25 protein-coding genes and 3 pseudogenes are annotated in these 22,372 nt (G+C 66.2%); 7 read left to right on the forward strand and 21 right to left on the reverse strand.

Translation table 11 applies throughout. The features are described 5' to 3' along the window. Positions 1-70 precede the first annotated feature (70 nt). Positions 71-1,230: pseudogene (locus PIB19_RS07230) on the forward strand (aminotransferase). Here PIB19_RS07230 and PIB19_RS07235 read toward each other — a convergent pair. Further along, positions 1,196-1,552 (reverse strand): hypothetical protein, encoded by a 357-nt coding sequence (locus PIB19_RS07235; protein ID WP_271240252.1) that lies wholly within the window; start codon positions 1,550-1,552, stop codon positions 1,196-1,198. The pseudogene PIB19_RS07230 and the gene PIB19_RS07235 sit on opposite strands and share 35 nt — an antisense overlap. Positions 1,553-1,832: 280 nt before the next feature. On the opposite strand from PIB19_RS07235, the gene PIB19_RS07240 reads away from it, so the two are divergent. Beyond that, on the forward strand, positions 1,833-1,976 hold the full coding sequence (locus tag PIB19_RS07240) for a hypothetical protein (protein ID WP_271240253.1): 144 nt from the start codon (positions 1,833-1,835) through the stop codon (positions 1,974-1,976). Positions 1,977-2,029: 53 nt separating this feature from the next. Here PIB19_RS07240 and PIB19_RS07245 read toward each other — a convergent pair whose 3' ends face one another. Next, positions 2,030-2,809, reverse strand: a complete 780-nt coding sequence (locus PIB19_RS07245) for a L,D-transpeptidase family protein (protein WP_271240254.1) — start codon at positions 2,807-2,809, stop codon at positions 2,030-2,032. Between the two features lie 315 nt (positions 2,810-3,124). Between PIB19_RS07245 and PIB19_RS07250 the strand changes: the two genes are divergently transcribed. After that, positions 3,125-3,778: a murein L,D-transpeptidase catalytic domain family protein gene (locus PIB19_RS07250; protein ID WP_443018739.1), complete on the forward strand. Its 654-nt coding sequence runs from the start codon at positions 3,125-3,127 to the stop codon at positions 3,776-3,778. Between the two features lie 9 nt (positions 3,779-3,787). Here the strand turns inward: PIB19_RS07250 and PIB19_RS07255 are convergent, their stop codons facing one another. From PIB19_RS07255 to PIB19_RS07275, 5 genes are all read right to left on the reverse strand, one after another. After that, positions 3,788-5,056: a glycoside hydrolase family 88/105 protein gene (locus tag PIB19_RS07255; protein ID WP_271240255.1), complete on the reverse strand. Its 1,269-nt coding sequence runs from the start codon at positions 5,054-5,056 to the stop codon at positions 3,788-3,790. Further along, positions 5,038-5,160 (reverse strand): hypothetical protein, encoded by a 123-nt coding sequence (locus PIB19_RS07260; RefSeq protein ID WP_271240256.1) that lies wholly within the window; start codon positions 5,158-5,160, stop codon positions 5,038-5,040. The genes PIB19_RS07255 and PIB19_RS07260 overlap by 19 nt, the downstream gene beginning before the upstream one ends. A 231-nt stretch (positions 5,161-5,391) precedes the next feature. Continuing rightward, on the reverse strand, positions 5,392-5,598 hold the full coding sequence (locus PIB19_RS07265; protein ID WP_271240257.1) for a cold-shock protein: 207 nt from the start codon (positions 5,596-5,598) through the stop codon (positions 5,392-5,394). Positions 5,599-5,771: 173 nt separating this feature from the next. Beyond that, positions 5,772-6,242 (reverse strand): chromate resistance protein ChrB domain-containing protein, encoded by a 471-nt coding sequence (locus tag PIB19_RS07270; RefSeq protein ID WP_271240258.1) that lies wholly within the window; start codon positions 6,240-6,242, stop codon positions 5,772-5,774. Beyond that, positions 6,239-6,583: a hypothetical protein gene (locus PIB19_RS07275; protein ID WP_271240259.1), complete on the reverse strand. Its 345-nt coding sequence runs from the start codon at positions 6,581-6,583 to the stop codon at positions 6,239-6,241. The genes PIB19_RS07270 and PIB19_RS07275 overlap by 4 nt, the downstream gene beginning before the upstream one ends. Before the next feature lie 212 nt (positions 6,584-6,795). Between PIB19_RS07275 and PIB19_RS07280 the strand changes: the two genes are divergently transcribed. Together PIB19_RS07280 and PIB19_RS07285 are read left to right on the forward strand one after the other, a co-directional pair. After that, on the forward strand, positions 6,796-7,299 hold the full coding sequence (locus PIB19_RS07280) for a CinA family protein (protein WP_271240260.1): 504 nt from the start codon (positions 6,796-6,798) through the stop codon (positions 7,297-7,299). A 40-nt stretch (positions 7,300-7,339) separates the two neighbouring features. Further along, positions 7,340-9,347, forward strand: a pseudogene (locus tag PIB19_RS07285) (NAD(+) synthase). On the opposite strand, the gene PIB19_RS07290 reads toward PIB19_RS07285, so the two are convergent. From PIB19_RS07290 to PIB19_RS07340, 11 genes and pseudogenes are all read right to left on the reverse strand, one after another. Continuing rightward, entirely contained in the window at positions 9,344-9,640 is a 297-nt protein-coding gene (locus PIB19_RS07290) for a response regulator transcription factor (protein ID WP_271240934.1), read from the reverse strand. The pseudogene PIB19_RS07285 and the gene PIB19_RS07290 overlap by 4 nt on opposite strands. After that, entirely contained in the window at positions 9,526-10,932 is a 1,407-nt protein-coding gene (locus tag PIB19_RS07295) for an ATP-binding protein (RefSeq protein ID WP_271240261.1), read from the reverse strand. Before PIB19_RS07295 ends, PIB19_RS07290 begins: the two co-directional genes overlap by 115 nt. 96 nt (positions 10,933-11,028) lie before the next feature. Further along, positions 11,029-12,057, reverse strand: coding sequence for an oxidoreductase (locus PIB19_RS07300; RefSeq protein WP_271240262.1), 1,029 nt, complete (start codon positions 12,055-12,057; stop codon positions 11,029-11,031). Positions 12,058-12,281: 224 nt separating this feature from the next. Continuing rightward, positions 12,282-12,599, reverse strand: a complete 318-nt coding sequence (locus PIB19_RS07305) for a hypothetical protein (protein ID WP_271240263.1) — start codon at positions 12,597-12,599, stop codon at positions 12,282-12,284. A 29-nt stretch (positions 12,600-12,628) separates the two neighbouring features. Continuing rightward, positions 12,629-13,147: a hypothetical protein gene (locus tag PIB19_RS07310; RefSeq protein ID WP_271240264.1), complete on the reverse strand. Its 519-nt coding sequence runs from the start codon at positions 13,145-13,147 to the stop codon at positions 12,629-12,631. A 1,399-nt stretch (positions 13,148-14,546) separates the two neighbouring features. Continuing rightward, positions 14,547-14,957: a hypothetical protein gene (locus PIB19_RS07315; protein ID WP_271240935.1), complete on the reverse strand. Its 411-nt coding sequence runs from the start codon at positions 14,955-14,957 to the stop codon at positions 14,547-14,549. A 39-nt stretch (positions 14,958-14,996) separates the two neighbouring features. Next, positions 14,997-15,215 (reverse strand): annotated as a pseudogene (locus tag PIB19_RS07320) (gfo/Idh/MocA family oxidoreductase); the annotation flags it as partial. Further along, positions 15,122-15,937 carry a Gfo/Idh/MocA family protein gene (locus PIB19_RS07325; protein ID WP_336297282.1) on the reverse strand — a complete coding sequence of 272 codons (816 nt, stop codon included), beginning with the start codon at positions 15,935-15,937 and terminating at the stop codon, positions 15,122-15,124. The pseudogene PIB19_RS07320 and the gene PIB19_RS07325, both read right to left, overlap by 94 nt. Beyond that, on the reverse strand, positions 15,912-17,072 hold the full coding sequence (locus tag PIB19_RS07330; protein ID WP_271240265.1) for a Gfo/Idh/MocA family protein: 1,161 nt from the start codon (positions 17,070-17,072) through the stop codon (positions 15,912-15,914). Before PIB19_RS07330 ends, PIB19_RS07325 begins: the two co-directional genes overlap by 26 nt. 10 nt (positions 17,073-17,082) lie before the next feature. Further along, positions 17,083-17,424, reverse strand: a complete 342-nt coding sequence (locus tag PIB19_RS07335) for a cupin domain-containing protein (RefSeq protein WP_271240266.1) — start codon at positions 17,422-17,424, stop codon at positions 17,083-17,085. Positions 17,425-17,640: 216 nt separating this feature from the next. After that, complete coding sequence (locus PIB19_RS07340; protein WP_271240267.1) at positions 17,641-18,360, reverse strand: GDSL-type esterase/lipase family protein; 720 nt, start codon at positions 18,358-18,360, stop codon at positions 17,641-17,643. A 343-nt stretch (positions 18,361-18,703) separates the two neighbouring features. Here PIB19_RS07340 and PIB19_RS07345 point away from each other — a divergent pair, with 343 nt between their 5' ends. Then, positions 18,704-20,140 carry a L,D-transpeptidase family protein gene (locus PIB19_RS07345; RefSeq protein WP_443018740.1) on the forward strand — a complete coding sequence of 479 codons (1,437 nt, stop codon included), beginning with the start codon at positions 18,704-18,706 and terminating at the stop codon, positions 20,138-20,140. A gap of 14 nt (positions 20,141-20,154) precedes the next feature. Continuing rightward, positions 20,155-20,478: a hypothetical protein gene (locus PIB19_RS07350; RefSeq protein ID WP_271240269.1), complete on the forward strand. Its 324-nt coding sequence runs from the start codon at positions 20,155-20,157 to the stop codon at positions 20,476-20,478. Between the two features lie 129 nt (positions 20,479-20,607). Here the strand turns inward: PIB19_RS07350 and PIB19_RS07355 are convergent, their stop codons facing one another. Genes PIB19_RS07355 through PIB19_RS07365 form a run of 3 tightly spaced genes read right to left on the reverse strand, consistent with a single transcriptional unit; the run spans position 20,608 to position 22,368 of the window. Then, on the reverse strand, positions 20,608-21,639 hold the full coding sequence (locus PIB19_RS07355; RefSeq protein WP_271240270.1) for a cupin-like domain-containing protein: 1,032 nt from the start codon (positions 21,637-21,639) through the stop codon (positions 20,608-20,610). 5 nt (positions 21,640-21,644) lie between these two features. Beyond that, entirely contained in the window at positions 21,645-22,040 is a 396-nt protein-coding gene (locus PIB19_RS07360; protein WP_271240271.1) for a SapC family protein, read from the reverse strand. After that, entirely contained in the window at positions 22,006-22,368 is a 363-nt protein-coding gene (locus PIB19_RS07365) for a SapC family protein (RefSeq protein ID WP_271240272.1), read from the reverse strand. Before PIB19_RS07365 ends, PIB19_RS07360 begins: the two co-directional genes overlap by 35 nt. Positions 22,369-22,372 lie beyond the last annotated feature (4 nt).

The raw sequence follows: 22,372 nt of genomic DNA on the forward strand, positions 1-22,372 counted from the left end.
AACGAATCCGCTAATGCGGCGGTTGCATGCCCGGTTGCAAGCCACCTGAAGCCAGCCCAAAACCCGCAGCATGAACCCGCTCTACGCGCAGATGAGCACGACGATCTTCGAGGCGATGTCGGCACGCGCCCGCGAAACCGGCGCGATCAACCTCGGCCAGGGCTTTGCCGACGGACGCGGGCCCGAGGAAGTGCTCGAAGCCGCCGCCCGCGCATTGCTCGAAAAATCCAACCAATATCCGCCGATGCCCGGCCTGCCCGAGCTGCGCCAGGCGGTCGCCGATCATTATGGCCGCCATCAGGGTCTCGATCTCACGCCTGAGGAAGTCATCGTCACTTCGGGCGCGACCGAAGCGCTGGCGGCATCCCTGTTCGCGCTGATCGAGCCAGGCGACGAAGTCATTCTCTTCCAGCCGCTCTACGACGCCTATGTCCCGCTGGTCCGGCAGGCGGGCGGCGTGCCCCGCTTCGTCCGGCTCGAACCACCCCACTGGCGGATCGACGCGGCGGCGCTGGAGGCGGTGGTCACGCCGCGCACCCGGATTCTCGTTCTCAACAACCCGCTCAATCCCGCTGCGACGATGTGCAGCGCCGCCGATCTCGCGATGATCGCCGATTTCTGCGTCGCCCATGATCTGATCGCTGTCTGCGACGAAGTCTGGGAGCATGTCACGTTCGACGGCGCGCGGCACCTCCTTTGATCGGCTTTTCCGGCATGCGCGAGCGCACCGTCAAGATCGGCAGCGCCGGCAAGATCTTCGCGCTCACCGGCTTCAAGGTCGGCTGGACATGCGCCGCGCCGCCGCTCGCGCGCGTCATCGCCCGGGCACACCAGTTCCTCACCTTCACTACGCCGCCCAATCTGCAATGGGCCGTCGCAGAGGGGCTGGCGACGCAGGACGCATGGGTTCAGGGCGCGCGAAATCGCTTCCAGCACGGCCGCGACCGGCTCACCGCCGGGCTGGCAGGCGCGGGCCTGACCGTCCTGCCGAGCGCCGCAACCTATTTCCTTTCGGTCGATCTGGCCGCGTCGGGCGTCGCGCTCGACGACGTCAGGTTTTGCAATCGGCTGATCGACGCGGCCGGCGTGGTCGCGATCCCGATCTCCGCTCTCTATGCCGAAGACCCGGTGACCAGCATCGTGCGCTTCTGCTTCGTCAAGGACGACGCCACGCTCGATGCGGCGATCGAACGGATTATCGCCGCAAAAGCTCGCCTGATCGGCGCATAAGCTCGCTTCGTCGCCGCAGCAGCAACTCCTTGCAACCCGTAGCCGTTCGCTGGCCGGGGAAACAAGGAATTACCAAATGCGAACTATGGCAATCATCATGCGCGGCGTCGGAATTTCGGCGCTGCTGATCGCGACGCCGTCGCTGGCCCAGAGCCGGATCGACCGCGCGCGCACCGCCGTCGCCGAAGCGACCGCCAAGGTCGAGGCCGCCGAGAAGGCAGGCGCCACCACGCACGCCGCCGAGACCATGGCGCGCGCCCAGGAATCGCTGCGCGTGGCGCGCGACCAGCTCGCCCGCGACCACCGCGATCTCGACGATCAACGAGGCGCGCCGCGCTTCGGGGCTGGCCGACCAGGCGCTCGAGGAGGCCGAGCGCGACAAGACCCAGCAGGCCGCGGCCGATCGCGACGCGCGGCTGAACGCCGAAGCGCAGGTCGCCGCCGAAGCCAGCCAGCGCGCCGCCGCGCAGGATGCGGCCGCAGTCGCGCAGAGCGACGCCGCTGCCGCACAGGCACGCGCGCAACAGGCGCAACAGGCCGCCGCGAGCGCGGCTGCCGACGCCGCGGCAGTCCGCGCCGCCGCCGCGCAACCGACCACCACCGTGACGACCGTCGAGCGCTCGACCGCCCCGGCACGGAGCTATTCGAGCGCGCGCAAGAAGACCACGGTCCGCAAGACCACCCGCAGGGCCGCGCCCGCCGCGACCACGACGACCACCACCACGGTCGAAACCAAGAACAACTGATCGTCACGCCCGCCCGGTGATCCGATCGATCGCCGGGCGAGTGCCCCGCCGGGCTAGCGCAAACCGCGCTGGCCAGGTCGCGTCTCACCAAGTGGTGCCTCGGTCGCCGGCCCCGTCACCCACGACGCAGGCCGCCGCCGCGCCGCATCCGCCGGCGGATCCCCGCCCAGCGTCAGCACGTCATAGGCCGCACCGCCCAGATTGCTGGTATCCGCCATCAGCAGCGGCGCCGTATAGCTCGTCGCCGGCGTGGTCAGCCCGCGCGTATCGGCAGTCAGCACCGGCTCCAGCGGCAGATACAGCGGCGCATCCATCACGTCGTCGACCACCAGAACCGTCCCGCCCTTCGCCGTCAGATCGTACAGCTCCCGCGCGAACCCCTTGGGCAGCCGGATGCAGCCATGCGATGCGGGATAGCCCGGAAGCTGCCCGGCATGGAGCGCGATCCCGCCCCAGGTGAGCCGTTGCATATAAGGCATCGGCGCATTGCTGTAGAGATTGGAGCGGTGGAACGCCTTCTTCTCGAGAATGGTGAACTCGCCCAGCGGCGTCTCATAGCCCGGCGCGCCGGTGGAGACCGTGCTGACTCCGACCAGCCGATCGCCGCGATAGACCAGCGCCTGCTGCTGCTGGATCGCGATGACGATGCGAACGGAGCTTGCCGCGGTGCTCGCCTTGATCAGTTCGGGCGTCTCGAACCACACCGATTGCCCGGCCCTGAGCTTCGGGATCGCCGGCTGGGTCATTTCCTCGCGCACCTGCGCGGCGACGGGCGCCGCTGGGACAAGCGCCCATGCCGCCAGGAACAATGCGCCGCGTACGCCAGACATCATCGTCAAAGCCTTTCTGAAGCCGCGGAAGCTTCGCGCCTCGCTCCTCTTAAATTCTAATTAACCTGAATCGTGCCGAGAGGCGAATCACCGGCCTGGCCACGCCCTTCGCGCGATTTTGTTGCCACATCCGGCACTTAACTCGGCGAAGCGGGCACAGGATGCGGTGAGTCGCACGCGCCGGCCCCGATGTTCATCCCATATGAAAGGAGCTCTGATATACACTCGGGGCATAAGAAGCGGGTTAGTGGGTAAAGAGTGATCGAAAATCCGAACTCGGCGCAGACGCGCCGTGCGCTGATCAAGTCGGCGCTTGTCATGGCCAGCGGCGCGGTGGTTTCGGCTTGCGCGACCCGGACCATGAGCATCGCAGCCGCACCGCTTCCGGTGCCTGTTCCTGCTCCCGTGCAGCCGATTCCGCCCGCACCGGTGGTCGCCAAGGCCGCCCCCAAGGTCCCCGGCAACATCCGTCCCGAGCTGTTCAAGCGCGCGGTCGCGGCGCTGAACCGCCATTCGATGCACGTGCCGTCACACGATCGCATCGCCATCGCCGATTTCTCGACGCCTTCCTATCGTCCGCGCTTCCACATCGTGAACCTCGGCAGCGGCGAAGTGCAGAGCTATCTCGTCGCGCACGGCATCGGCTCGGACCCCGAACATACCGGGCTGCTCCACAGCTTCTCGAACGCGATCGATTCGGAGGCGACCAGCGAAGGCGCCTTCCTCACCGCCGATTATTATGTCGGCAAGCATGGCGATTCGCAGCGCCTGCTCGGCCTCGATCCGACCAACAACAACGCCTTCGATCGCGCGATCGTGGTCCATTCGGCCTGGTATTCGAATGCCGACATGATCGCGAAGCACGGCAAGCTCGGCCGCAGCCAAGGCTGTTTCGCGGTGGGCGAGAACGAGCTCGCCAAGGTGTTCGAACGCCTCGGCCCTGGCCGGATGATCTATTCCGCCAAGGTCTGATCCCCGCGCTTAGTTGAACAGCATGTTCGCGCGCGGTCCGTCGGGATCCTTGCGCAACAATGCGATGATCTCGGCGCCCGCCAGCAATACCGGCCCATAGCCGTGCGCCGCCCGCACGTGGCGCGGACGGTAATAATAGAATGCCGGCTCGAACCCCATGCCGGTGCCGACGCACACATCCTCGACTTCGCCCGCCGCATTGACCTTGGTCGTCACGGCATTCCACGCCAGCACCGCCACCGGCGCATAGACGCGGCGATCGAGCCAGCCGCGGTTGATCGCACGCGCAAGCGCAAAGGCATAGATCGACGTCGCCGAAGTCTCCAGATAGCTGTCCGGCCGGTCGAGCAATTGGTGCCACAGCCCCGTGCCCGATTGCATCCTCGCCAGCCCGGCAGCGTGCGCACGCAGCTGCGCAAGGATCGCGGGCCGCCCGGGATGATCCGCCGGCAGCACTTCGAGCAACTCGACCGTCGCCATGATCGCCCAGCCGTTTGCCCGCCCCCAGAAAAAGCTGGGATGCGGGTCCATGCCGTCGACCCAGCCGTGCCGGTAGAGCCCTTCGTCGGCGACGAACATGCGCTCCGAGAATTGCAGCACCTGACGGACGGCATCGTCGAACCAGCGCCGTTCCCCGGTCAACGCGCCCATCTGCGCCAGAGCGGGCACGCTCATGTAGAGATCGTCGAGCCACAGGCTGTTGGGCATCGGCACCTGCCGGGCGAGCGTGCCGTCGGACAGGCGGAACTGGTGGTTGGAGATCCAGTCGAGATACACCTGGATCTGCGCCCCGCCCTGCGTGATCACTCCGGCCCGCTGCGCCTTGATCAGGGCCGCAGCCATCGCACCCGAATCGTCGAGCCTGCCAGGCGCCAGCATCTGGTGCACCGGCGTCTGGTCCGCCGCCGTCTTCTGCGCACGATAGCGGTTGGCCGTATCGACCACCGCACCGAGCCGGCCCGCGACATAATGCGTATAGCGCTGGTCGCCGGTCACCTCGCCGGCGAGGAGCGCGCCCGAATAGGTGACGCCCCATTCGTAGCTGGTCAGGCGATAGGCCGAACGGAAGCGACTGCCGGGCGCCAGTTTGCCGCCGGGCCCCTGCGCCTTGCCGGCGACGTCGATGAGAGTGGCCGGCGTCTCACGCTCGATATAGCCGAGCACCCGGTCCATCACTGCCTTGACCGCGGCTTCGGAGGGCCGGCCGTACGGCACCGGATAAGCGGGCTTGAGCCGGGTAGGCGCGTCGGCCACGTCGCTCACCGGATCGCGATGCATGCCCCCGCCGGCGCGGCGAGCTGCGCCTGCACAGCCGAGGCGAGCGCCAGCGAAAGTACGAAGGTAAAAGGCAGGACCGCAGTCCGGATCGCTGCGCGCGCCATATCCCCTCCATTTGGTCGCCGGTTGTCCGGCCGATACCGTCCGACACGCTCAATCTATGACACCTGGTGCCACATGATGGCACCACACTCCTCCGCCAAACGCAAGCGGCAATGATGCGGATCGCGACGAAGCGGCAGACCTTATAGCCAGCGCCTGCAAGCCTGGGCCAAATGAAAACGGGGCGGCCCGGCTCTCGCCGCGCCGCCCCGCAATCACTTACGCAAAGTGCGTCAGAGGGCTTGGAGGTTGACCGCCGAAGCCTTGCCGCGCTGGTCGTTCTCGACATCGTACGAGACGCGCTGGTCGGTCTGCAGCGTCGTCATGCCCGCACGCTCGACGGCGCTGATATGGACGAAGCTGTCGCTGCCGCCATCCTCGGGCGCAATGAAGCCATAGCCCTTGTCGACGTTGAAGAATTTAACTTTGCCGATCGGCATGTAATGTTCCTTTCCAGAACATGGAAAACTGCACGAAAAACCGCACAGCAGGGGCCAATAATCTTGAAAAGGATATCTTGCCCGAAGGCATCAATTTCCGTCGCAGGCGACGATTAGCGCGTCACTCTTAGCCGCAAGTCACCAAATAAACAACGCATCCATGGCGTTCACTCTCATGCCCGCACCTCGCGCGGCTTGTGGGAGGTCCAGTCATGGGCCTCTCCCCGCGCATCGCGGCACCAGCGGTATAGTGCGTCATAGACGAGCATCCCTGCATCGAGCTGTGCGATATCGTCCGCATACATGCGCGAGAGGCCGAGCGAGACGGCGAGCAGCCCCGCCGCCTCGGGCACCAGATCGGGCCGGGCCGTATCGGCGCCGCGCACGATCGCTGCGAGATAGTCCATCGCGGGGAAATCGCCGAGGCCGAATTCATCGACCATCAAATCGAACGTGCAGCGCTCGCCGCGATGGCTCCAGAATACGTCCTCATGGGCAACGTCGAAGGGCGCCGCGCCAAGTTCTCTGGCGACCGTCAGCACGTCCGCCGCCGGCACGAACAGGAATCGTGCCTGCGGATCGACGAACCGCCGGATCAGCCACGGACAGCCGATCCTGTCCACCTTGGGTCTGGCACGCGTCACCCAGACGGTCCGCTGCTGCGCATCGCGGCGCGGGAGCCTGTCCGTGGCGAGAAGCGGAAGGCCCGCCGCCCGCCAAGCCGCGAAGCCGCCTTCCAGGGCTTCGGCATCGACTCCTCGGTTCGAAGCCAGGCGGCGATGCCCTGTGCCGAGGACGCGCCGTCCTCGTCCACCACCACGGCGGATCCGGCGAGAGCGCCGCTCCAGGCCTCAACCGCCTGCGGAGCGAACCGAATGGACCCGGGTATCATCCGGCTGGTTTCCGCCGCCCGCACGTCGACGATGACGGGTGCACCGGGCACGCCGATGAGGCGGACGAGCTTTTCCGGAGCGATGCTGTTCAACGAAGGCATGTGCGTCCTCTGGCAAAAGAGAGTCAGGACGCGATTCTTCGGCTGTCGCCTCACGGGGAAACCGCCGTCCCCATACGTGGCAATTCACCCGGATGGCTGGTCCTTGTCAATCACCGGAAGCGAACGCGGCGCTTCACCCCGAAGGAAACCATTCGCTTTATGCCGGGTTGGCATTAGCCCGCGCCCCGGACTAGGACCATTGCATGACCGAAACGCTCTCGCCGGTCCTCCCCGATGAGGTGGACGCTGCCGTGCGCAGGCTGCTCGAGCGTGCGTGCGACAAGCATCTCTCGATCGCCACCGCGGAAAGCTGCACCGGCGGGCTGCTCGCCTCACTGTTCACCGATGTCGAAGGGGCCAGCCATGCCTTCGAGCGCGGCTTCGTCGTGTACACCAACGAGGCCAAGGCCGAGATGCTGGGCGTCCCTCCCGAATTGATCGAGGCCGAGGGCGCGGTCAGCGAAGCGGTCGCCCGGCGAATGGCCGAGGGTGCGCTGCGCTACAGCAAGGCGCAGGTCGCGCTCGCGGTGACCGGCTTTGCTGGACCCGGCGTGCCGGGCGACGAGCCCGGGCTGGTCCATTTCGCCTGCGCGCGGAGTGGCCGTCCCACTGCGCACCGCGAAGCGCATTTCGGCGATATCGGCCGCGGGCCGGTGCGGATTGAATGCCTGCGCGTCGGGCTGGAAATGCTATCGGAGGCGCTGTGATGGCGAAGTCCCACCCCTTTTCTTGCTCCACCGACAGGGAATGATCCGCGCGGGGGTATGCACCCCTCGGTCACTGTCGGCGATCCCGCCGCCAACGCCGCGTCGACGATCGCACTGGCGCAGCAGGGCGATGCCGAGGGTGCCGACCTGCTCGTCTTCCCCGAGCTCAACGTCACCACCTATGCGATCGACGACCTGCATCTGCAGGACGCGATCCTCGACGCGACCGAGGCGGGTGTCGCCGCGATCGTCGAGGCGAGCGCGAAACTGAAGCCGGTGCTGCTGATCGGCGCGGCGCTCCGCCGTAACGGCCGGCTCTACAATTGCGCGCTGGCGATCGCGCGGGGGCGCATCCTCGGCGTGGTGCCGAAGCAATTCCTGCCCAATTACCGCGAATATTACGAGAAACGCTGGTTCGCCTCGGGGCTGGGCCTCACCGGGCTCGACATCACCGTCGCGGGGCAGACCGTGCCGTTCGGCGCGGACCTGGTCTTCGCCGCATCCGACCTCGAGGATTTCGTCTTCCATATCGAGATTTGCGAGGATTATTGGGCGCCCACCCCGCCCTCCACCGACGGCGCGCTCGCCGGGGCGCTGGTGCTGTGCAACCTCTCCGCCTCGAACATCGTCATCGGCAAGGGGCGCGAGCGCGAATTGCTCTGCGCGTCGCAATCGGCACGCACGCTCTCGGCCTATCTCTACTCGGCCTCAGGTCCCGGCGAGAGCACCACCGATCTCGCCTGGGACGGCCAGGGACTGATCTACGAATTCGGCGAACTGCTTGCCCGCTCCGAACGCTTCGAGCTGACCACCGAGATCGTTTGCGCCGATCTCGATCTCGAACGCCTCCGCCTGGAACGGATGCGCGACGGCACGTTCAACGACAGCACGCGCTACGCCAACCACCCCGAAATGCGCTTCCGGCGCATCGCGTTCGAACACCAGCCCGACATGGCCGATCGCGGACTGGTTCGCCCGCTCCGCCGCTTTCCGTTCGTGCCCAACACACCGTCGCGGCTCGAGGAGGATTGCTATGAAGCCTTCAACATTCAGGTCGAGGGCCTTCGCAAACGGCTCGAATCGACCGGCAGCAAGCACCTCGTCATCGGCGTTTCGGGCGGGCTCGATTCGACGCATGCGCTGATCGTCGCGTGCAAGGCGATGGACCGGCTCGGCCGGCCACGTTCGGATATCCTCGGCTTCACCATGCCCGGCTTCGCGACCGGGGAAGCGACGAAGGCAAATGCCTGGGAGCTGATGCGCGCGCTCGGAGTCACCGGGGAGGAGATCGACATCCGCCCGAGCGCCCGCCAGATGCTCGCCGATCTCGGCCACCCCTTCGCCTCGGGGGAGCCGGTCTATGATGTGACCTTCGAGAACGTCCAGGCGGGCCTGCGCACCGACTATCTCTTCCGCCTCGCCAATCAGCGCCAGGGCTTCGTCGTCGGCACCGGCGATCTGTCCGAACTCGCGCTCGGCTGGTGCACCTATGGCGTTGGCGATCAGATGAGCCATTATGGCGTCAATGCGGGCGTGCCGAAGACGCTGATCCAGTATCTCATCCGCTGGACCCTGCAGACCGGTCAGTTCGAGGGTCAGGCCGCGACGACGCTGAACCAGATATTGAACACGGAGATCTCCCCGAGCTCGTCCCGGCCGATGCCGAGGGCAAGATGCAGAGCACGCAGGACCGCATCGGCCCCTATGAGCTCAACGATTTCTTCCTGCATTATGTGGTCCGCCACGGCCTCAGGCCCTCGAAGATCGCCTTTCTCGCCTGGCACGCCTGGCGCGATCGCGAGGCCGGGCTCTGGCCGATCGACTTCCCGCAAGCCGGCCGCAACGAATATGATCTCGCGACGATCGCGAAGTGGCTGGAGAGCTTCCTGTTCCGTTTCTTTCAAACCAGCCAGTTCAAGCGCTCGGCAATGCCCAATGGTCCCAAGGTCTCGGCCGGAGGCGCGCTCAGCCCGCGCGGTGACTGGCGCGCGCCTTCGGACAGCGTCGCGACGACGTGGATCGAGGAATTGCGCCGCGCCTTGCCCTAGCGCGAAAGCAGCCCGGCGACTTTCCGCAGCAATTCCTGCGCCTCGAACGGCTTCCACAATACCGCGACCTGCGGCCCGGTGACGGCGTCCAGCTTCGCCGACTCCGCGAAGCCGGTGACCAATACGACGGGCAGCCCCGGATGCTCTTCGCGCACTTTCCGGACGACGTCGGCGCCGGTCATGCCCGGCATTGCGAAGTCGACCACCAGCAGGTCGGGCCGCAGCCGCCGGACGAGCTCGATCCCCGCCCCGCCCTCGGCCGCTTCCTCCACCGTCGCGCCTGCCGAAGCCAGCGTGTCGTAAAGTGAGCCGCGGACCTGCGCATCGTCGTCGACCAGCGCGATCGTGTAGCCCGAGAGATCGGTGCGCATATCCGAGCGCGCATCGTCGCCGACGACGCGCCGCGGCTGGCTGGTCGCGACGCGCAGGAGCAGGATGATCGACGTGCCCTGCCCTTCCGTGCTCTGGATGACGAGCCCCCTCCGGCCTGCCGCGCCACTGCCGCAGCCATGGCGAGCCCCATGCCGGTGCCCTTGCCGACGCCCTTGGTCGTGAAGAACGGCTCGATCGCGCGGGCGCGCACGTCCTCCGTCATGCCCGTGCCGGTGTCCGACACCGTCAGCGCGACATAGTCGCCGCGCGGAAGATCGCCGACCAGATCGCCGCTCGCATGCCCGGCGGCAATCGTCAGCATGCCGCCCTCTGGCATGGCATCGCGCGCATTGAAGGCGAGGTTGAGCAATGCCAGCTCGAGCTGGAGCGGGTCGACTTCGACATTGAGCGCCGGATCGATCCGCTCGACGCGCAGCTGGCCGAGCGGCGCGACGGCGCGCTCGATCAGATCCTTCACGCCGCCCACCAGTTCGGCGAGCCGCACCGAATTGAGATCGATGCGCTGCTTGCTCGAAAAGGCGAGCAACTGCCCCGTCAGCAGCCGCCCGCGTTCGACCGCATTGAGCGCACTCGCGCTCCAGCCGATCACCCGGTCGATATCGTCGGGCTTGCGTGCGATCAGTTCGAGATTGCCCGCCACTGCCTGCAGCAGATTGTTGAAATCATGCGCGATGCCGCCGGTGAGCTGGCCGACCGCCTCGAGCTTCTGCGACTGGAGAAGCGCCGCTTCGAGCTCCAACCGCTGCGCCACGTGCTGGCGCAAATCCTCCAGCGCGGCGTCGCGTTCCCTGACCAGGGCTTCCAGCTCGGCATTCTGATCGCTGAGCTGCGCGCGCGAGGGCATCGCGATCACCTTGGACAGCAGGGGCCAGAATGCCACCGCCGTCGCGATCGTCCCCACCGCGGTCAATCCCTTGAATATCACTGCCACGCTGCCGAGCGGATCCCAGCCCGTCAGGCTCATCAGGTGCATGATCCCGCCCGCCGCAAGGAACGCGGCGAAGCACCAGAAAATCCAGCGAAAGGCGAAGTCGCGCCGGCGGCGGATCAGGAACGCCAGCCCCAGCGCGATCGAGAAATACGCGAGCGCCAGCACGGATTCGGCAATGGCGTTCCCCCAGAACAGCTCCGGGCGCAAGGCCGAGGATGCTCCGCGCGTGCCAGTCGACAACGCAGCCAGGAGGCTAAGCATGCACGATCCTACCTCTGCCTATGCGACGGTGGAAATAACTTGGTATAATCAGCGCCGCAGTGCCCTGGAACCTAAGGGAAATGCCCGAGCCCGATTCTATCGGAAGGGTAACGAACGGCCTTCCGCCGCGCTTTGCCGGGCGAGCTCGATGATCCTGAGGCCGGCAAGCGCGTCAGCGGGCGAAACCGGCGGCGGCACCTGATCGGCGATCGCCCGCGCCACACCCGAATAGAAACGCCGGTAATCGCCGCGTTCGGACACGATCGATTGCTTCGTCCCGTCACCGCGCACCAGCACGCCGTGATTGGCGGGATCCTCCACGCCGTGGTCCGGGTCATCGGCATGCCCACCACTGCGCAATTGCGCCTCCTGCGGATCGAGCCCGTGCTTGACGAAGCTCGCCCGCGTGCCGTGCACGGCGAAGCGCGGCCGCGGCGCCGGGATGATCACGGCCGAGGAGAGCAAGGCGCGCATCCGCCCGTATTGCAGGGTCAATTCGAAATAATCGTCAACCAGCGAACCTTGCCGCTGGGCGACGATATCCGCGCTCACGCTCTCCGGCGGGCCGAACAGCGCAAGCGCCTGGTCGATCAGATGCGGGCCCAGGTCGATCAGCACCCCGCCGCCGGGCCCCGCCGCCTCGTGCCAGCTGTCGCGCAAGGCAGGGCGGAAGCGGTCCCACCGCCCCTCGTAGAGCGCCACCTCACCCAGCGCGCCTTCGTCGAGCAGCTTCTTCAGCGTCAGGAAGTCGCTGTCCCAGCGGCGATTGTGGAACACGCTGAGCACCCTTCCCCGCGCCTCCGCCAGCGCGAGCAAAACTTCCACCTCGGCGACGCTGTTCGAGAAAGGCTTGTCGATGACGACATGCTTGCCCGCCTCGAGCGCCGCCTTGGCGAGCGGGAAATGCGTGTCGTTGGGCGTGCAGACCACGACGAGCTCGATCGCCGGATCGGCGAGCAACGCCGCGGCATCGGGCACCACGTGCACCCCGGGATAATGCGCATGCACCGCATCGGCGCGCGACGTGACGATCGCCGCGAGATCGAGTTCAGGGACGGCGGAGATCAGCGGCGCATGGAACGCCGTGCCGCCAAGGCCGAAGCCGATCAGTCCGGTGCGGATCATGCGAAACTCCTCTTGCCGGTCGCGCGGTCGCTTTATGCGGGATGGATGGACTTTCCAATCGGGGCCGTGCGGTGGCGAAGCAAGGCGCCCGGAGACGGTGCTGACAGCTATGCGCCCAATGTCGGCCATTCCCGAGCGGCGCGCGAGTTCCCGAAATCGGCCGTTCGTTCAGCCAAAGGTGGCGCTATACGCTATTGGGTGGTTGGGGCCGGCTGATTGCGCCCCTATAACATCCAGAACGGCTTCCACTCCGTCTTCTGGCTCGGCCGCTCGGAATAGTTAGTGTGCTGCTCGCCAAGGTCGTCGAGCGGTTGATCGTTGACCTGGGCGAACACGGCTTCCATCGCCCGATCCCTGCCCGCCGTCCAATCGGCAAACCGGAGCGGGACCAATATGTCGGGCATGGTCCAGATCCGCTTGTCATAGGGGTGGGAGTCGAACCACGGCAGGGTCGACACGTATGCGCTGAACCCGTCGCCCTGAAACGGCCTGGCATCGCCCTCGTGATTGGGGGCGCCCCCGGAGGGTTCGCCCACGAACACAGCCCAGGTCTCCCGCTCGATCCTCGAGGTCAGGTTCTGGGCGGCCGAAAAGTGTGAGGTCCGATCAGCACATAGAGCCCGCCGGGCCGGTTGAAGCGGGACCGTTCGAGATGTTTCCTCAGACCTTCGCCCATGCGGTTGTCGCCGCCGTCGTTGCGGCGCAGGTCGAGTACGACCCGTTCGATCGCGGGGGCCTCCATAGCCGCAAAGGCTTCTCGCACGAAGGCCAGGATCGACTCCTTGCTGGCGAACAGGCGGTCGAACGCGATGACCAGGACATGGCCTTCTGCGTGGACGAAGTTGGGCGCGAGCCCCGGCCGCCAGGTTTCGACCGGGAACGGCTTTCGGGGGAGCGGGACTAGCCCCTCGCGCCCGTCCGCGCGCGGGATCAGCACGGCCTTGACGAGCGAGCCGCCTATCTCAGCCTCGACGGTGACCGGCGCCGAGACGCCGGCGGGCGGGGCCAATCGCGCGCCGCGCAGGACCGCAGGTCTCAGGATCAAATCTGCGTCATGGTGGGCCCGGGTGGCGTTGTTGCCGGGCCACATTGCCGCGAAGGACCTCAGGACCTCCTCAATGGCGACCCCATCCACACGCGTGATCCGTGCACCAAGCAGAGGCGCGCCCTCTCCCTTGGCTGCGGTGACGTAGAGTCCGTCGAAGAAGGGGCGGCGGCAATCGGAAGGGTGAGGTCGAAGCCGGGCGCCTTGATCATTCCCGCTGGTCCCACACGCCCGTCCACGTACATTGTCGTGTGGCCGTCATGGAACCAAGCCAACCGCGCCATGAGGCGCATGAGATAGGCCTCGGGGCTCATGGCGTCGGCCTCAGCGGCGAGGCGATCCCACCCTGCTCGCCAAACCGGGTCTGCGGCGGCTATCCAGCCGCGCGGGTGGGTCGCCTCAGCGTACCTGCGCAGTCGCGCGGCTTCCGAGCGGCGGGGTTTGGAAACGGCTGCCGTCGCCGGCGCCGCAAAGGCTCCTGACAACAGGATGGAGAACTCGCGTCGCGTAGGGCCATATGATCGATTCATGTTCCGATGTCCCTTGGTGGCTTGCTTGGACGGACGAACCTCACCTTAATGCGGCGTGGATCACGCCAGGGGTGATTGGGGACGGCGCATCGCGTCGAACGTCACGGCTTCCTCCCGATAGGGAAGCGGAGTGGCGGTGATCGCCGCGTCTTGCGGGCGCGAAGACGCGGAAGGGACGGCCTGAGTTTGCGCAGCTGCCGTCGTTGTGAGGAGTGTGCCGACCGAAAGAGCAAAGATCGGTGACCGCATGGAGCCTCCGGAGGAAATGTTGCGCGGTTGGCGGCCCCCTCTCCTGCCAGCCGTATTGGTGATATATGTATGCAATACAGTCAAGAGTGTAGGTTCTCACTTCTCTCGCCACACGCCGAGCGCATCGGCGCGATGCGTATGTCGGCTTCAAAGTGACGGACAGCCTTGAGCGGCTGCTTTCGAGAGTGCGCAGATCGCGAGCGAATAGCCGACATTGGGCCGGCAGTTGCCATTCCGGGTTTGGCTTTCCGAATGTCCGTTTTTCCGACCCAAGAGGCTGAAGCGGACAGGCAGCTAACAATTGCGGCCGCTCCTCTCTTGCAATGTAGGATTTCGTCTGCTTGCCTCAGGCGGTCGGCCATGCCGTCGCGCTCTTTGACACCGTCGATCGATCGGACACGCAAGACTTGGTCAACGCGCATGGCGCGTACCTGCGGCCTTGGTGGCGCCAAACCGGCGCGTGGGTGTGGCTTTGGTGGCGCCTGACTGCCGCGTAGGTGTCGCGTAGGTGTCGCGTCACAGGCGCGTCGGGCACACCCGTGCCAACCACGCCACGAATTTTATCATTGTATATCATTATCTTGATGAGATAGCGCCCCACCAAAAACCCGAACCAGTGTCAACCTGGTGTCAACTTAGCGTCAACCAACTCGCCCCCACGATCTCTAGATCGCGTATTTCGCCCTCTGCGGCCGGCTGAGCATCGCATTCGCCTCGTCGTCGCCGATGAAGCGCTCGGCCTTGGGGTCCCATTTGAGGCGGCGGCCGGTCTTCATTGCGGTCCAGTGGAGCAGGCAGGTCGAAAGCGAGCGATGGCCGATTTCGGCCGGCGCGCTCACCGGCACGCCTGTCTTTATGGCATCCAGCCAATTGCGATGCTGCTCGGGGACCTTGAGCAAATGCACTTCGTTCGGGCCGATCACGCTGGTGAGGATCTTCGGGTCGCTCGCCTGGAGCGGATCGATCTGCGGCCCGCCCGGATCGCTCGCCGTCACTGCGCCGCTGCGGGTGACGAAGATCCAGCCCTTGTCGCCGATGAACTTCACGCCGTTGGGCAGCGCGCCGGAAACCGTCATCGTCACGCCGTTCGCATAGCGCGCATGCGTCTCGAACGCCCCGTGGACGTCCCACAGCCCGCTCTTGGGGAATTCGGCCTTGCCCCAGATCTCGACCGGGCCCGAATGCTCCATGTCCATGCCCCAATGGGCCGTGTCGATATGGTGCGAGCCCCAGCCGGTGATCATGCCCGCGCCGAATTGCTCGATGCGGAGCCAGCCGGGGCGGTTCTCGAACGAGTCCTGCGGGTGGACGCCGATCTCGGTATAGGGGATCTCGGGGGTGGTCCCGAGCCAGGCGTCGTAATTGAGGTTCGACGGCACCGGCATCGGCGGCGCCTCGGGGCCAGAAGGATCGCCGGGCAGCCCCACTTCGACCCGAACGATCTTGCCGATGCGGCCGTTGCGGACCAGCTCGCAGGCGCGGTGGAATTGCGGCCAGGGTCCTGCCCGCGCTGCTGCGAACCGATCTGGACGATGCGCCCGCTCGCCTTCACCGCATCGGCCATCGCGCGGCCTTCCGAGATGGTCAGCGCCGCGGGCTTCTGGAGGTAGACATGCTTGCCTGCGCGCACCGCGTGGACCGCCTGCGGGGCATGCTGGTGGTCGGGCGTGGAGATCAGGACCGCGTCGATCTCCTTGTTCGCGAGCAGCTCGCGATAATCATGGTACATCCGCGTGCCGGAATAGGGCTTGCCGGTGCTGGCGGCGTAGCGGGTGTCGACCAGTTCCTTGCCCGCGCCGAGGCGGACCGTGTCGACATCGCACACCGCGACGATCTGGGCGTCGGCGTGCTTGTGGACTTCCTTCATGTCGTGGCTGCGCGAGATCCGCCCGACGCCGATCGCGCCGATGACGATGCGGTTCGACGGGGCGTTCTGGCCGAACACGCTGGAAGGGACGATCGTCGGCGCCGCAAGCACCGCGCCGGTCTTCAGGATGCCGCGTCTGGACAATTGCATGCTCCGTCTCCCCTCAGGCCAGCTTGGGCCGCGTGGCATTCTTCTGCGCGGTGAGCACCAGTTCGGCGGCAAGCAGCGCTTGGTCCTGGTCCTGGGCGATCGACGAGCGCTCGACAACGTCGGTGACGAACTGCGGACCGAATGGCAGCGGCACCTTCGAGCAGTCCACGTAGCGCACGCCCTTTTTGTCGGTGATGAAGAGGTGGTTGCCGCCCGGCCGCCCCGCCACGTCGACATATTTCCGCAGCTCGATCGAGCCCTCGGTGCCGACGAGGAACAGGCGTCCGTCACCCCAGGTCGGCAGCCCGTCGGGCGTAAACCAGTCGACACGGATATAGCCGGTGCCGCCGTTGCCGGTGGCGATCATGTCGCCGAAATCCTCGAACTTCGGCTTGTCGGGCCAGTTGAGATTGCCGGTCTGCGAGGCGACGACCCGCGCCGAGGTCGAGCCGGTGTAGAACAGGAACTGATCGGCCTGATGGCTGCCGATATCGGTGAGGATGCCGCCGTAGCGCGCTTTGTCCCAGAACCAGTCGGGGCGGCTGGGCGCGCTGACCCGGTGCGGGGCGAGGTTGACGGTCTGGATCACCTTGCCGATCGCGCCCTGGGCGACGAGTTCGCCGGCGTGGACGGCAGCCCGCACCTCGAGCCGCTCCGAATACAGGATCGCGAATTTCCTGCCGGTCTCCTTGATCGCCCGGCGGACGTCGGCAAGCTGCTCGAGGCTGGTGATCGCCGGCTTGTCGCCGAGATAGTCCTTGCCGGCGCGCATCGCTCGGATGCCGAGCGGTGCACGCAGATCGGGGATCGGCGCGCCGATGATCAGCTGGATCGCCTTGTCGCCGAGGATCTCGTCCTCGCTGCGCGCAAGCCGGACGCCGTTGCCGTACCGCTTGCTGAAAGTCTCGATCTGCTTCGGGTCGGTGGCGAAAAAGGCGACCGGGGTGCCGCCCCCACGGATCATCGCATCGGTCATGCCGTAGATGTGCGCATGATCCAGTCCGATCACGCCGAACTTGATCCGATGCTTCGCGGTCGGCTCCGGGCCGGCCGGCGCCACGTCGGCGGAGACGGCATTGCCCTGGGTCTGCGACTGGGCAGCGAGCAACTCCGGAGGCAGCGCGGCGGTGATTCCGGCCAGTCCGGCGCCGGTCAGCATCGTGCGACGGTGCATGCGGTTCTCCTCATTTCGCCGGCGTCCTCGCCGTCTGCCAGTTGATCACGTGATAGGTCGCTGGTGTTTCGCCGACATTGCGCAGCGCATGCGGCGAATTCGAAGCGTTGAAGATCACCGAGCCCGGCCCGAGGCGCTTCCATATCCCGCCGTTCAGCACTTCGACCGTGCCTTCGCGGACGATCACCAGCTCTTCGTTCGGATGGGTGTGCGGCGGGTGCGAGGCGAGGCCCGGATTGAGGGTGGTGACGTGCATCTCGAGCTCGTCGAGCGTGGCGGTGGGCTGGCGGACAAGATTGCGGATCGCGCCGACATCAGTCTTCTTCGGCTCCATCTTCGTCCAGTCGAACACTGCCGGGCCGAGCTTCGCCGAGGAGTCTGCGCAATCGCACCGGCTGTGCCGCCGATCAGCAACGCACCCAGCGCCACCGTGATGTCACGGCGCGTGATCGCCATAGTCGCTCTCCTCCATGTCGGGTCTTCGCCGCTTCGGCCCAGATCTATCGCAAATGCCGCAACTGTGAACCCCATTTGTCTGAGAATATTGCCACAGTCGCGGCAGCCCGCCTCAAATTTTCCGGGCTCTAAGGAACGGCTCGATCACCGTCGCCATCATGTCATAGCCCTGCTCGGTCGGATGGACGCCGTCGGTCGCCATGCCCGGTTTCATCGCGCCCTTCTCGTCCGCAAGTACCGGCCAGTAATCGATCCAGGTGGCGCCGGCACTCTGGGCATAGCTCTTGAGCCAGGCATTGATTTCGCGGATCGGCTTCACTGTCTCCAGCCCCGGCCGCCATGGGAAATGATCGGCGGGCGGAACCGATGCGATCAGCACCTCGATCCGATTGGCCTGCGCAATCGCAGTCATCATCCGGAAATTGTCGAAGGTCTGCGCCAGCGTGATCGCCCCGGTATTTCCGGCAATGTCGTTGGTCGCCGCCATGATGTGGAGGTAGCGCGGCTTGAGCGCCACGACGTCCGCCATCATCCGCAGCACCATCTGCGGCGTGGTCTGGCCGCTGATCCCGCGTCCCACCCGTCCGGCCTTGAAGAAATCGGGCCGTTTTTCGCGCCACCCCTCGGTGATCGAATCGCCCATGAAGACGATGTTGGTCTTCGCCCCTGATGCCCGCAGCTTCCGGTTCTCCTCGGCATAGCGGCCGAGCCACGGCCAATCCTCCTTGAGCTGGCGCTGGTGCTTGTCTTCCCAGCTCTCCTGCGTCTGGGCACGCACCGCGAGCGGCAATACGAGCGCGCCGGCCAGAAAGCCGCGACGGACGATCGACATGGTGATCTCTCCTGTCTCAGCGGTTGGGCATCCCTCCCGCATTCCGGGCAAGCTTAGCGGCCGCAAGAAAGCAGGCAAGCTTGGCCGCGCCCGGTCGTTCCCGGGATTGAGCCCGGTACGGGCGCGGGTTCCGGGCTCCCGTTCGGACAGCATCGCGCGCCCCTGTTCAGCCCGCGGTCGAGATATCTCGGCCGCGGGCTAATAGTTGCTCGCACTCGCACCCGAAATTCGCCTATTAGCACCTTGATTCAGCTGAATTGCCGGGGGGCGAAGCAGCCTGGCAGGAGTATTGAGTGTGATATCGCGAGCGATTTTGGGCAGAACTGTGCGACTGGGCACCGCAATGGCGAGCGTCACTGCGCTGCTGGCTGCCCCGGGCTTCGCGCAGCAGCAGACCCCGCCCGCCGTGCCGCTGGTACAAATCGTGCCGCCCGTCGTTCCGGTGCAGGTGATTCCGCCGCCCGTGCTCAGCGCTGCGCAGACAACGCAGCTGGCCCAGCTTCTCTCCGATGCCGGGTTCGCGCACGGCCTGCGCCACGACGGCACTCCGCAGCCGCGCCCCGAGAGTAATGATGCCGTGGTGCGTGCTGCGCTCGATTATGCCCGCGCGGTCCATTCGGGCCGGCTCGATGTCAGCGATTTCCAGCAGGACTGGGGTCTGCGTCCGGCCGCCTATGATCCGCTTCCCGCCTTTGCCGATGCAGTGAAGCGCGATCGCATCGCCGCCTGGTTCCGCGCACTCCCGCCGCCTTATGCCGGCTATGACGGGCTCCAGAAGGGCCTCGCCAACTACCGCAAGATCGAAGCGTCGGGCGGCTGGGCCCCGCTCCCGGCCGGTCCTGACATGGCGGTCGGCGCGAGCGGCCCGCGGGTCGCCGCGCTGCGCAAGCGGCTCGCGGTCGAGGACGGGGATGTCGTTGCCACGGGCGACAAGTTCGATGCGGCGCTCAAGGAAGCCGTCGTTCGCGCCCAGCGGCGCTACGGCCTCAATCCCACCGGCCTGGTTTCGAAGGGCACCCTCGGCGCGCTCAACGTGCCCGCAGCCGATCGCGTCCGCCAGATCATGGCGAACATGGAGCGCTGGCGCTGGCTGCCGCAGGAGCTTCCTGCCAAGCGGATCCAGGTCAACATCGCCGCAGCGGTGCTCACCGTGTTCGAGGGTGACGCCCCCATCGCGTCGATGAAGGCCGTTACCGGGCGCCCCGGCAACGAGACGCCGATGCTCCAGTCGAAGATCCATTCGATCGTGCTGAACCCGCCATGGAACGTCCCTGCCGGGATCGCCGCCAAGGAGCTGTTCCCCAAGGGGGCGGCTTATCTGGCGCGCAACAATTACAAGATCATCGGCACAGGCGCGAGCCGCCGCATCCAGCAGCAGCCCGGTCCGAAGAGCGCGCTCGGCCTCTACAAGTTCGACTTCGCCAATCCCTATGCGGTGTATCTCCACGACACGCCGGCGCAAGCGCGGTTCGCGAGCTTCGACCGGCTCGACAGCCATGGCTGTGTGCGGCTGGAAAAGCCCGGCCCACTCGCGCAGTTGCTGCTGCGTAACGATCCCGCCTGGCAGCCCGAGCAGATCCAGGAGGCGCTCGCCACCAGCAAGACCCAGCGCGTCCAGCTCCAGCCGCAGGATCAGGTCCATGTCTATCTGCTTTACTGGACCGCGTTCGCGAGCGCGAACGGCCAGATGAACTTCCGCGGCGACCCCTATGGCTGGGACAAGACGCTGGCGGCGAAGATCGAAAGGCGCTCGGCGATCACCGCCGTCGCCGCACGTTGAAAAGGGAGAATTCAATGAAACTCAAGCGTATCGCAATGTTCGCTTCCGTCGCCGGCGCGCTGGCGCTCGGCGCCTGCGGAGGCGGCAAGGACGAGGCCGAGACGCCGACGGCCAACGTCGGAAACATGGCACCGATCGAAGTCGATAATAGCGCCGCCACGGTGCCGACCGAAGCCCCGGCGGCACCGCCGATGGACAATACGAGCACCGCGAGCGAGCCCGCGCCGACCGCCGATCTCAGCGCAGACGAACAGACGCAGGACGACGCCGACGCGACTGGCATGACGGCACGCGTATCGCGCGACGAGGGCGGCAACGAAGCCCAGCCGGCGCAATAAGCTCAGGCGTCGCCGGCAGGGAAATATCTTTGAGGAAGTCGGCGTGGCGGGGCATGGTCTGCACCGCCGCGGCAGCCGACCCGTCCGACGGTGCCCCCGCCCGCGATCACCGTTTCATGCGTTGCTCGGTCATCGATTGAGCTTGTTCAGGAGTTGTGCGCGGAGCCGCCGCGCCTTGATGTCGTCGATCGGCGCCAGATTGCCGCGCGCTTGTTCGGGCAGGTGCGCTCCCGCGCGATCGGCGGGCCCGAAGACGTAATAGTCGAACAGCGCCTTCCACCCTTCTTTCTCATGCTCCGGACGGTCGCGCAGGCTGAGCAGCGCGTGTAGCAAGGTGGTCTGCGGCGTGTCGATGAAACCGGGCGAAGTGTTCCACCAATAGTTGATCATCGCATTGAACGGATCGAGCGCCTCCACCTGATGCCACCACAATGCCGGGTAGATCAGTGCATCGCCCGGCTCCATCTCCGCCACTTCGGCGGCGGCGAGCGCCTGGGCAAAGCCAGGATGACGGGCGAAGTCTGGCGCGTCAAAATCGACTGTGGAAACCACCTGACCCGCGGGCGTCAGGTCGAGCGGGCCGGGATAGAGATTGGCGACCTGATCGGGCGGGAACAGCGTGAAGCGCCGATGCCCCACCAGCGTGACCGCGATGTTGTTCGACATGTCGTAATGCGCGGACGCGGTGGTCCGATTGCCGATCCAGATGCTGACCAGCGGCGGATACTCGGCCAGTTGCGGATCGTCGAAGGGCAGCGCAGCCTGCGCACGAAGGCCGGGCAGATACTGGTCGATATCGGTGGAGCCGATATAGATGGCCTGCGCATCGGGATCGTCCAGGCCGGCGAGAAGCTGGTCGAGATAGCCAGACAGCGATCCGCGTTCCCTGGCGAAATTGAGCGCAGTCCAATCGTCGGTATAGCCAAAACGGCCACCGATCGCCGGATCGCCGACATAGGCCGTGACGGGGCGACCGCCGTCGAACCGCTTGAGCCAGGCAATTGCCGCCTCAGCGCTTTCCAGCCCGGCGGCGACCAGCGGCACATCGCGCGCAATCCCGCGCAGGATCGCGGGGCGGCCTTCGGCGATGAGATCGGCAACCGGCAGGCTGGATGCATGCATGCCTTCGATCACGCGTGTCCGGCGGGTGACGGCAGGCATCGCGATCAGCCGACTGCGTTCGGCAGTGCTTGCTTGCGTGCAATCAGCTGCTGGATGTTGCCGAGCGATGCTATGACCAGGATGGCGAGGCGCAACACGCCCGAGCGATGCAGCCGCTCCAGCGGTTCGCCGGTTAGGGTGGCGAGCCGCTCGACGTCCACCACGAGCACGTCGGGCACGGTGTAACGGCGATCCTCGTTCACATCGATGGTGAGCGTGACCGGCGTGAGCAGCCCGGCTTCGTCGAGCGCGGCATAAGCGGGCGGAGCGCTCTCCATTCCCTCGTACAGCAGCCGCAGCACCCCGGAAATATGGTCGAGATACGGCGCATTGCCGCCATGCTCGAGGAACAGCGGCAAGCCCTCGTCATCCCCAACGCGCGAGATCGTCCATGTCGACATGGATCATCGGCTCGCCGGGCTCCGGGTCGGCGGAGCTCCGCGCCACACCTATGGAGAAGGGACCGCGCCGGTGACTGGCGGGCACATAGCGGCTCGTCCAACGGTCGCCGGACAGGAACAGGTTTTCGTCGCGGTCCAGCCCCAGCAATGCATATGCCTGAAGCCCGGTCTCGCGACGACGGAATATGATTGCGAACTCGCGCTGCAGCTCCTCGAACTCGGCGGGAAACACCAGCGCCTGATTGGCGGCGTCGCCGAACTCGGCGCCCGCCCTCGGGCTGACGCGCAGATTTGCCTGGTCGATATTGTTGATCTGTACGGGGTTCATCCGC

It is taken from the genome of Sphingomonas sp. 7/4-4 (assembly GCF_027941955.1).
In the GTDB taxonomy this organism is placed as follows: Bacteria; Pseudomonadota; Alphaproteobacteria; order Sphingomonadales; family Sphingomonadaceae; genus Sphingomonas.

Coding starts and splice junctions, on each gene's coding strand:
- PIB19_RS07340 (WP_271240267.1), bottom strand. CDS start 18,360: ATGTCGATCGTCCGTCGCGGCTTTCTGGCCGGCGCGCTCGTATTGCCG.
- PIB19_RS07365 (WP_271240272.1), bottom strand. CDS start 22,368: ATGAACCCCGTACAGATCAACAATATCGACCAGGCAAATCTGCGCGTC.
- PIB19_RS07245 (WP_271240254.1), bottom strand. CDS start 2,809: ATGATGTCTGGCGTACGCGGCGCATTGTTCCTGGCGGCATGGGCGCTT.
- PIB19_RS07300 (WP_271240262.1), bottom strand. CDS start 12,057: ATGATCCGCACCGGACTGATCGGCTTCGGCCTTGGCGGCACGGCGTTC.
- PIB19_RS07315 (WP_271240935.1), bottom strand. CDS start 14,957: ATGACGGTTTCCGGCGCGCTGCCCAACGGCGTGAAGTTCATCGGCGAC.
- PIB19_RS07325 (WP_336297282.1), bottom strand. CDS start 15,937: ATGCCACGCGGCCCAAGCTGGCCTGAGGGGAGACGGAGCATGCAATTG.
- PIB19_RS07295 (WP_271240261.1), bottom strand. CDS start 10,932: ATGCTTAGCCTCCTGGCTGCGTTGTCGACTGGCACGCGCGGAGCATCC.
- PIB19_RS07255 (WP_271240255.1), bottom strand. CDS start 5,056: ATGCATCGCGATCCGGTGAGCGACGTGGCCGACGCGCCTACCCGGCTC.
- PIB19_RS07265 (WP_271240257.1), bottom strand. CDS start 5,598: ATGCCGATCGGCAAAGTTAAATTCTTCAACGTCGACAAGGGCTATGGC.
- PIB19_RS07310 (WP_271240264.1), bottom strand. CDS start 13,147: ATGTGGCCCGGCAACAACGCCACCCGGGCCCACCATGACGCAGATTTG.
- PIB19_RS07350 (WP_271240269.1), top strand. CDS start 20,155: ATGAAACTCAAGCGTATCGCAATGTTCGCTTCCGTCGCCGGCGCGCTG.
- PIB19_RS07280 (WP_271240260.1), top strand. CDS start 6,796: ATGACCGAAACGCTCTCGCCGGTCCTCCCCGATGAGGTGGACGCTGCC.
- PIB19_RS07360 (WP_271240271.1), bottom strand. CDS start 22,040: ATGTCGACATGGACGATCTCGCGCGTTGGGGATGACGAGGGCTTGCCG.
- PIB19_RS07355 (WP_271240270.1), bottom strand. CDS start 21,639: ATGCCTGCCGTCACCCGCCGGACACGCGTGATCGAAGGCATGCATGCA.
- PIB19_RS07260 (WP_271240256.1), bottom strand. CDS start 5,160: ATGGCGCGCGCAGCGATCCGGACTGCGGTCCTGCCTTTTACCTTCGTA.
- PIB19_RS07330 (WP_271240265.1), bottom strand. CDS start 17,072: ATGCACCGTCGCACGATGCTGACCGGCGCCGGACTGGCCGGAATCACC.
- PIB19_RS07345 (WP_443018740.1), top strand. CDS start 18,704: ATGGCGAGCGTCACTGCGCTGCTGGCTGCCCCGGGCTTCGCGCAGCAG.
- PIB19_RS07250 (WP_443018739.1), top strand. CDS start 3,125: ATGGCCAGCGGCGCGGTGGTTTCGGCTTGCGCGACCCGGACCATGAGC.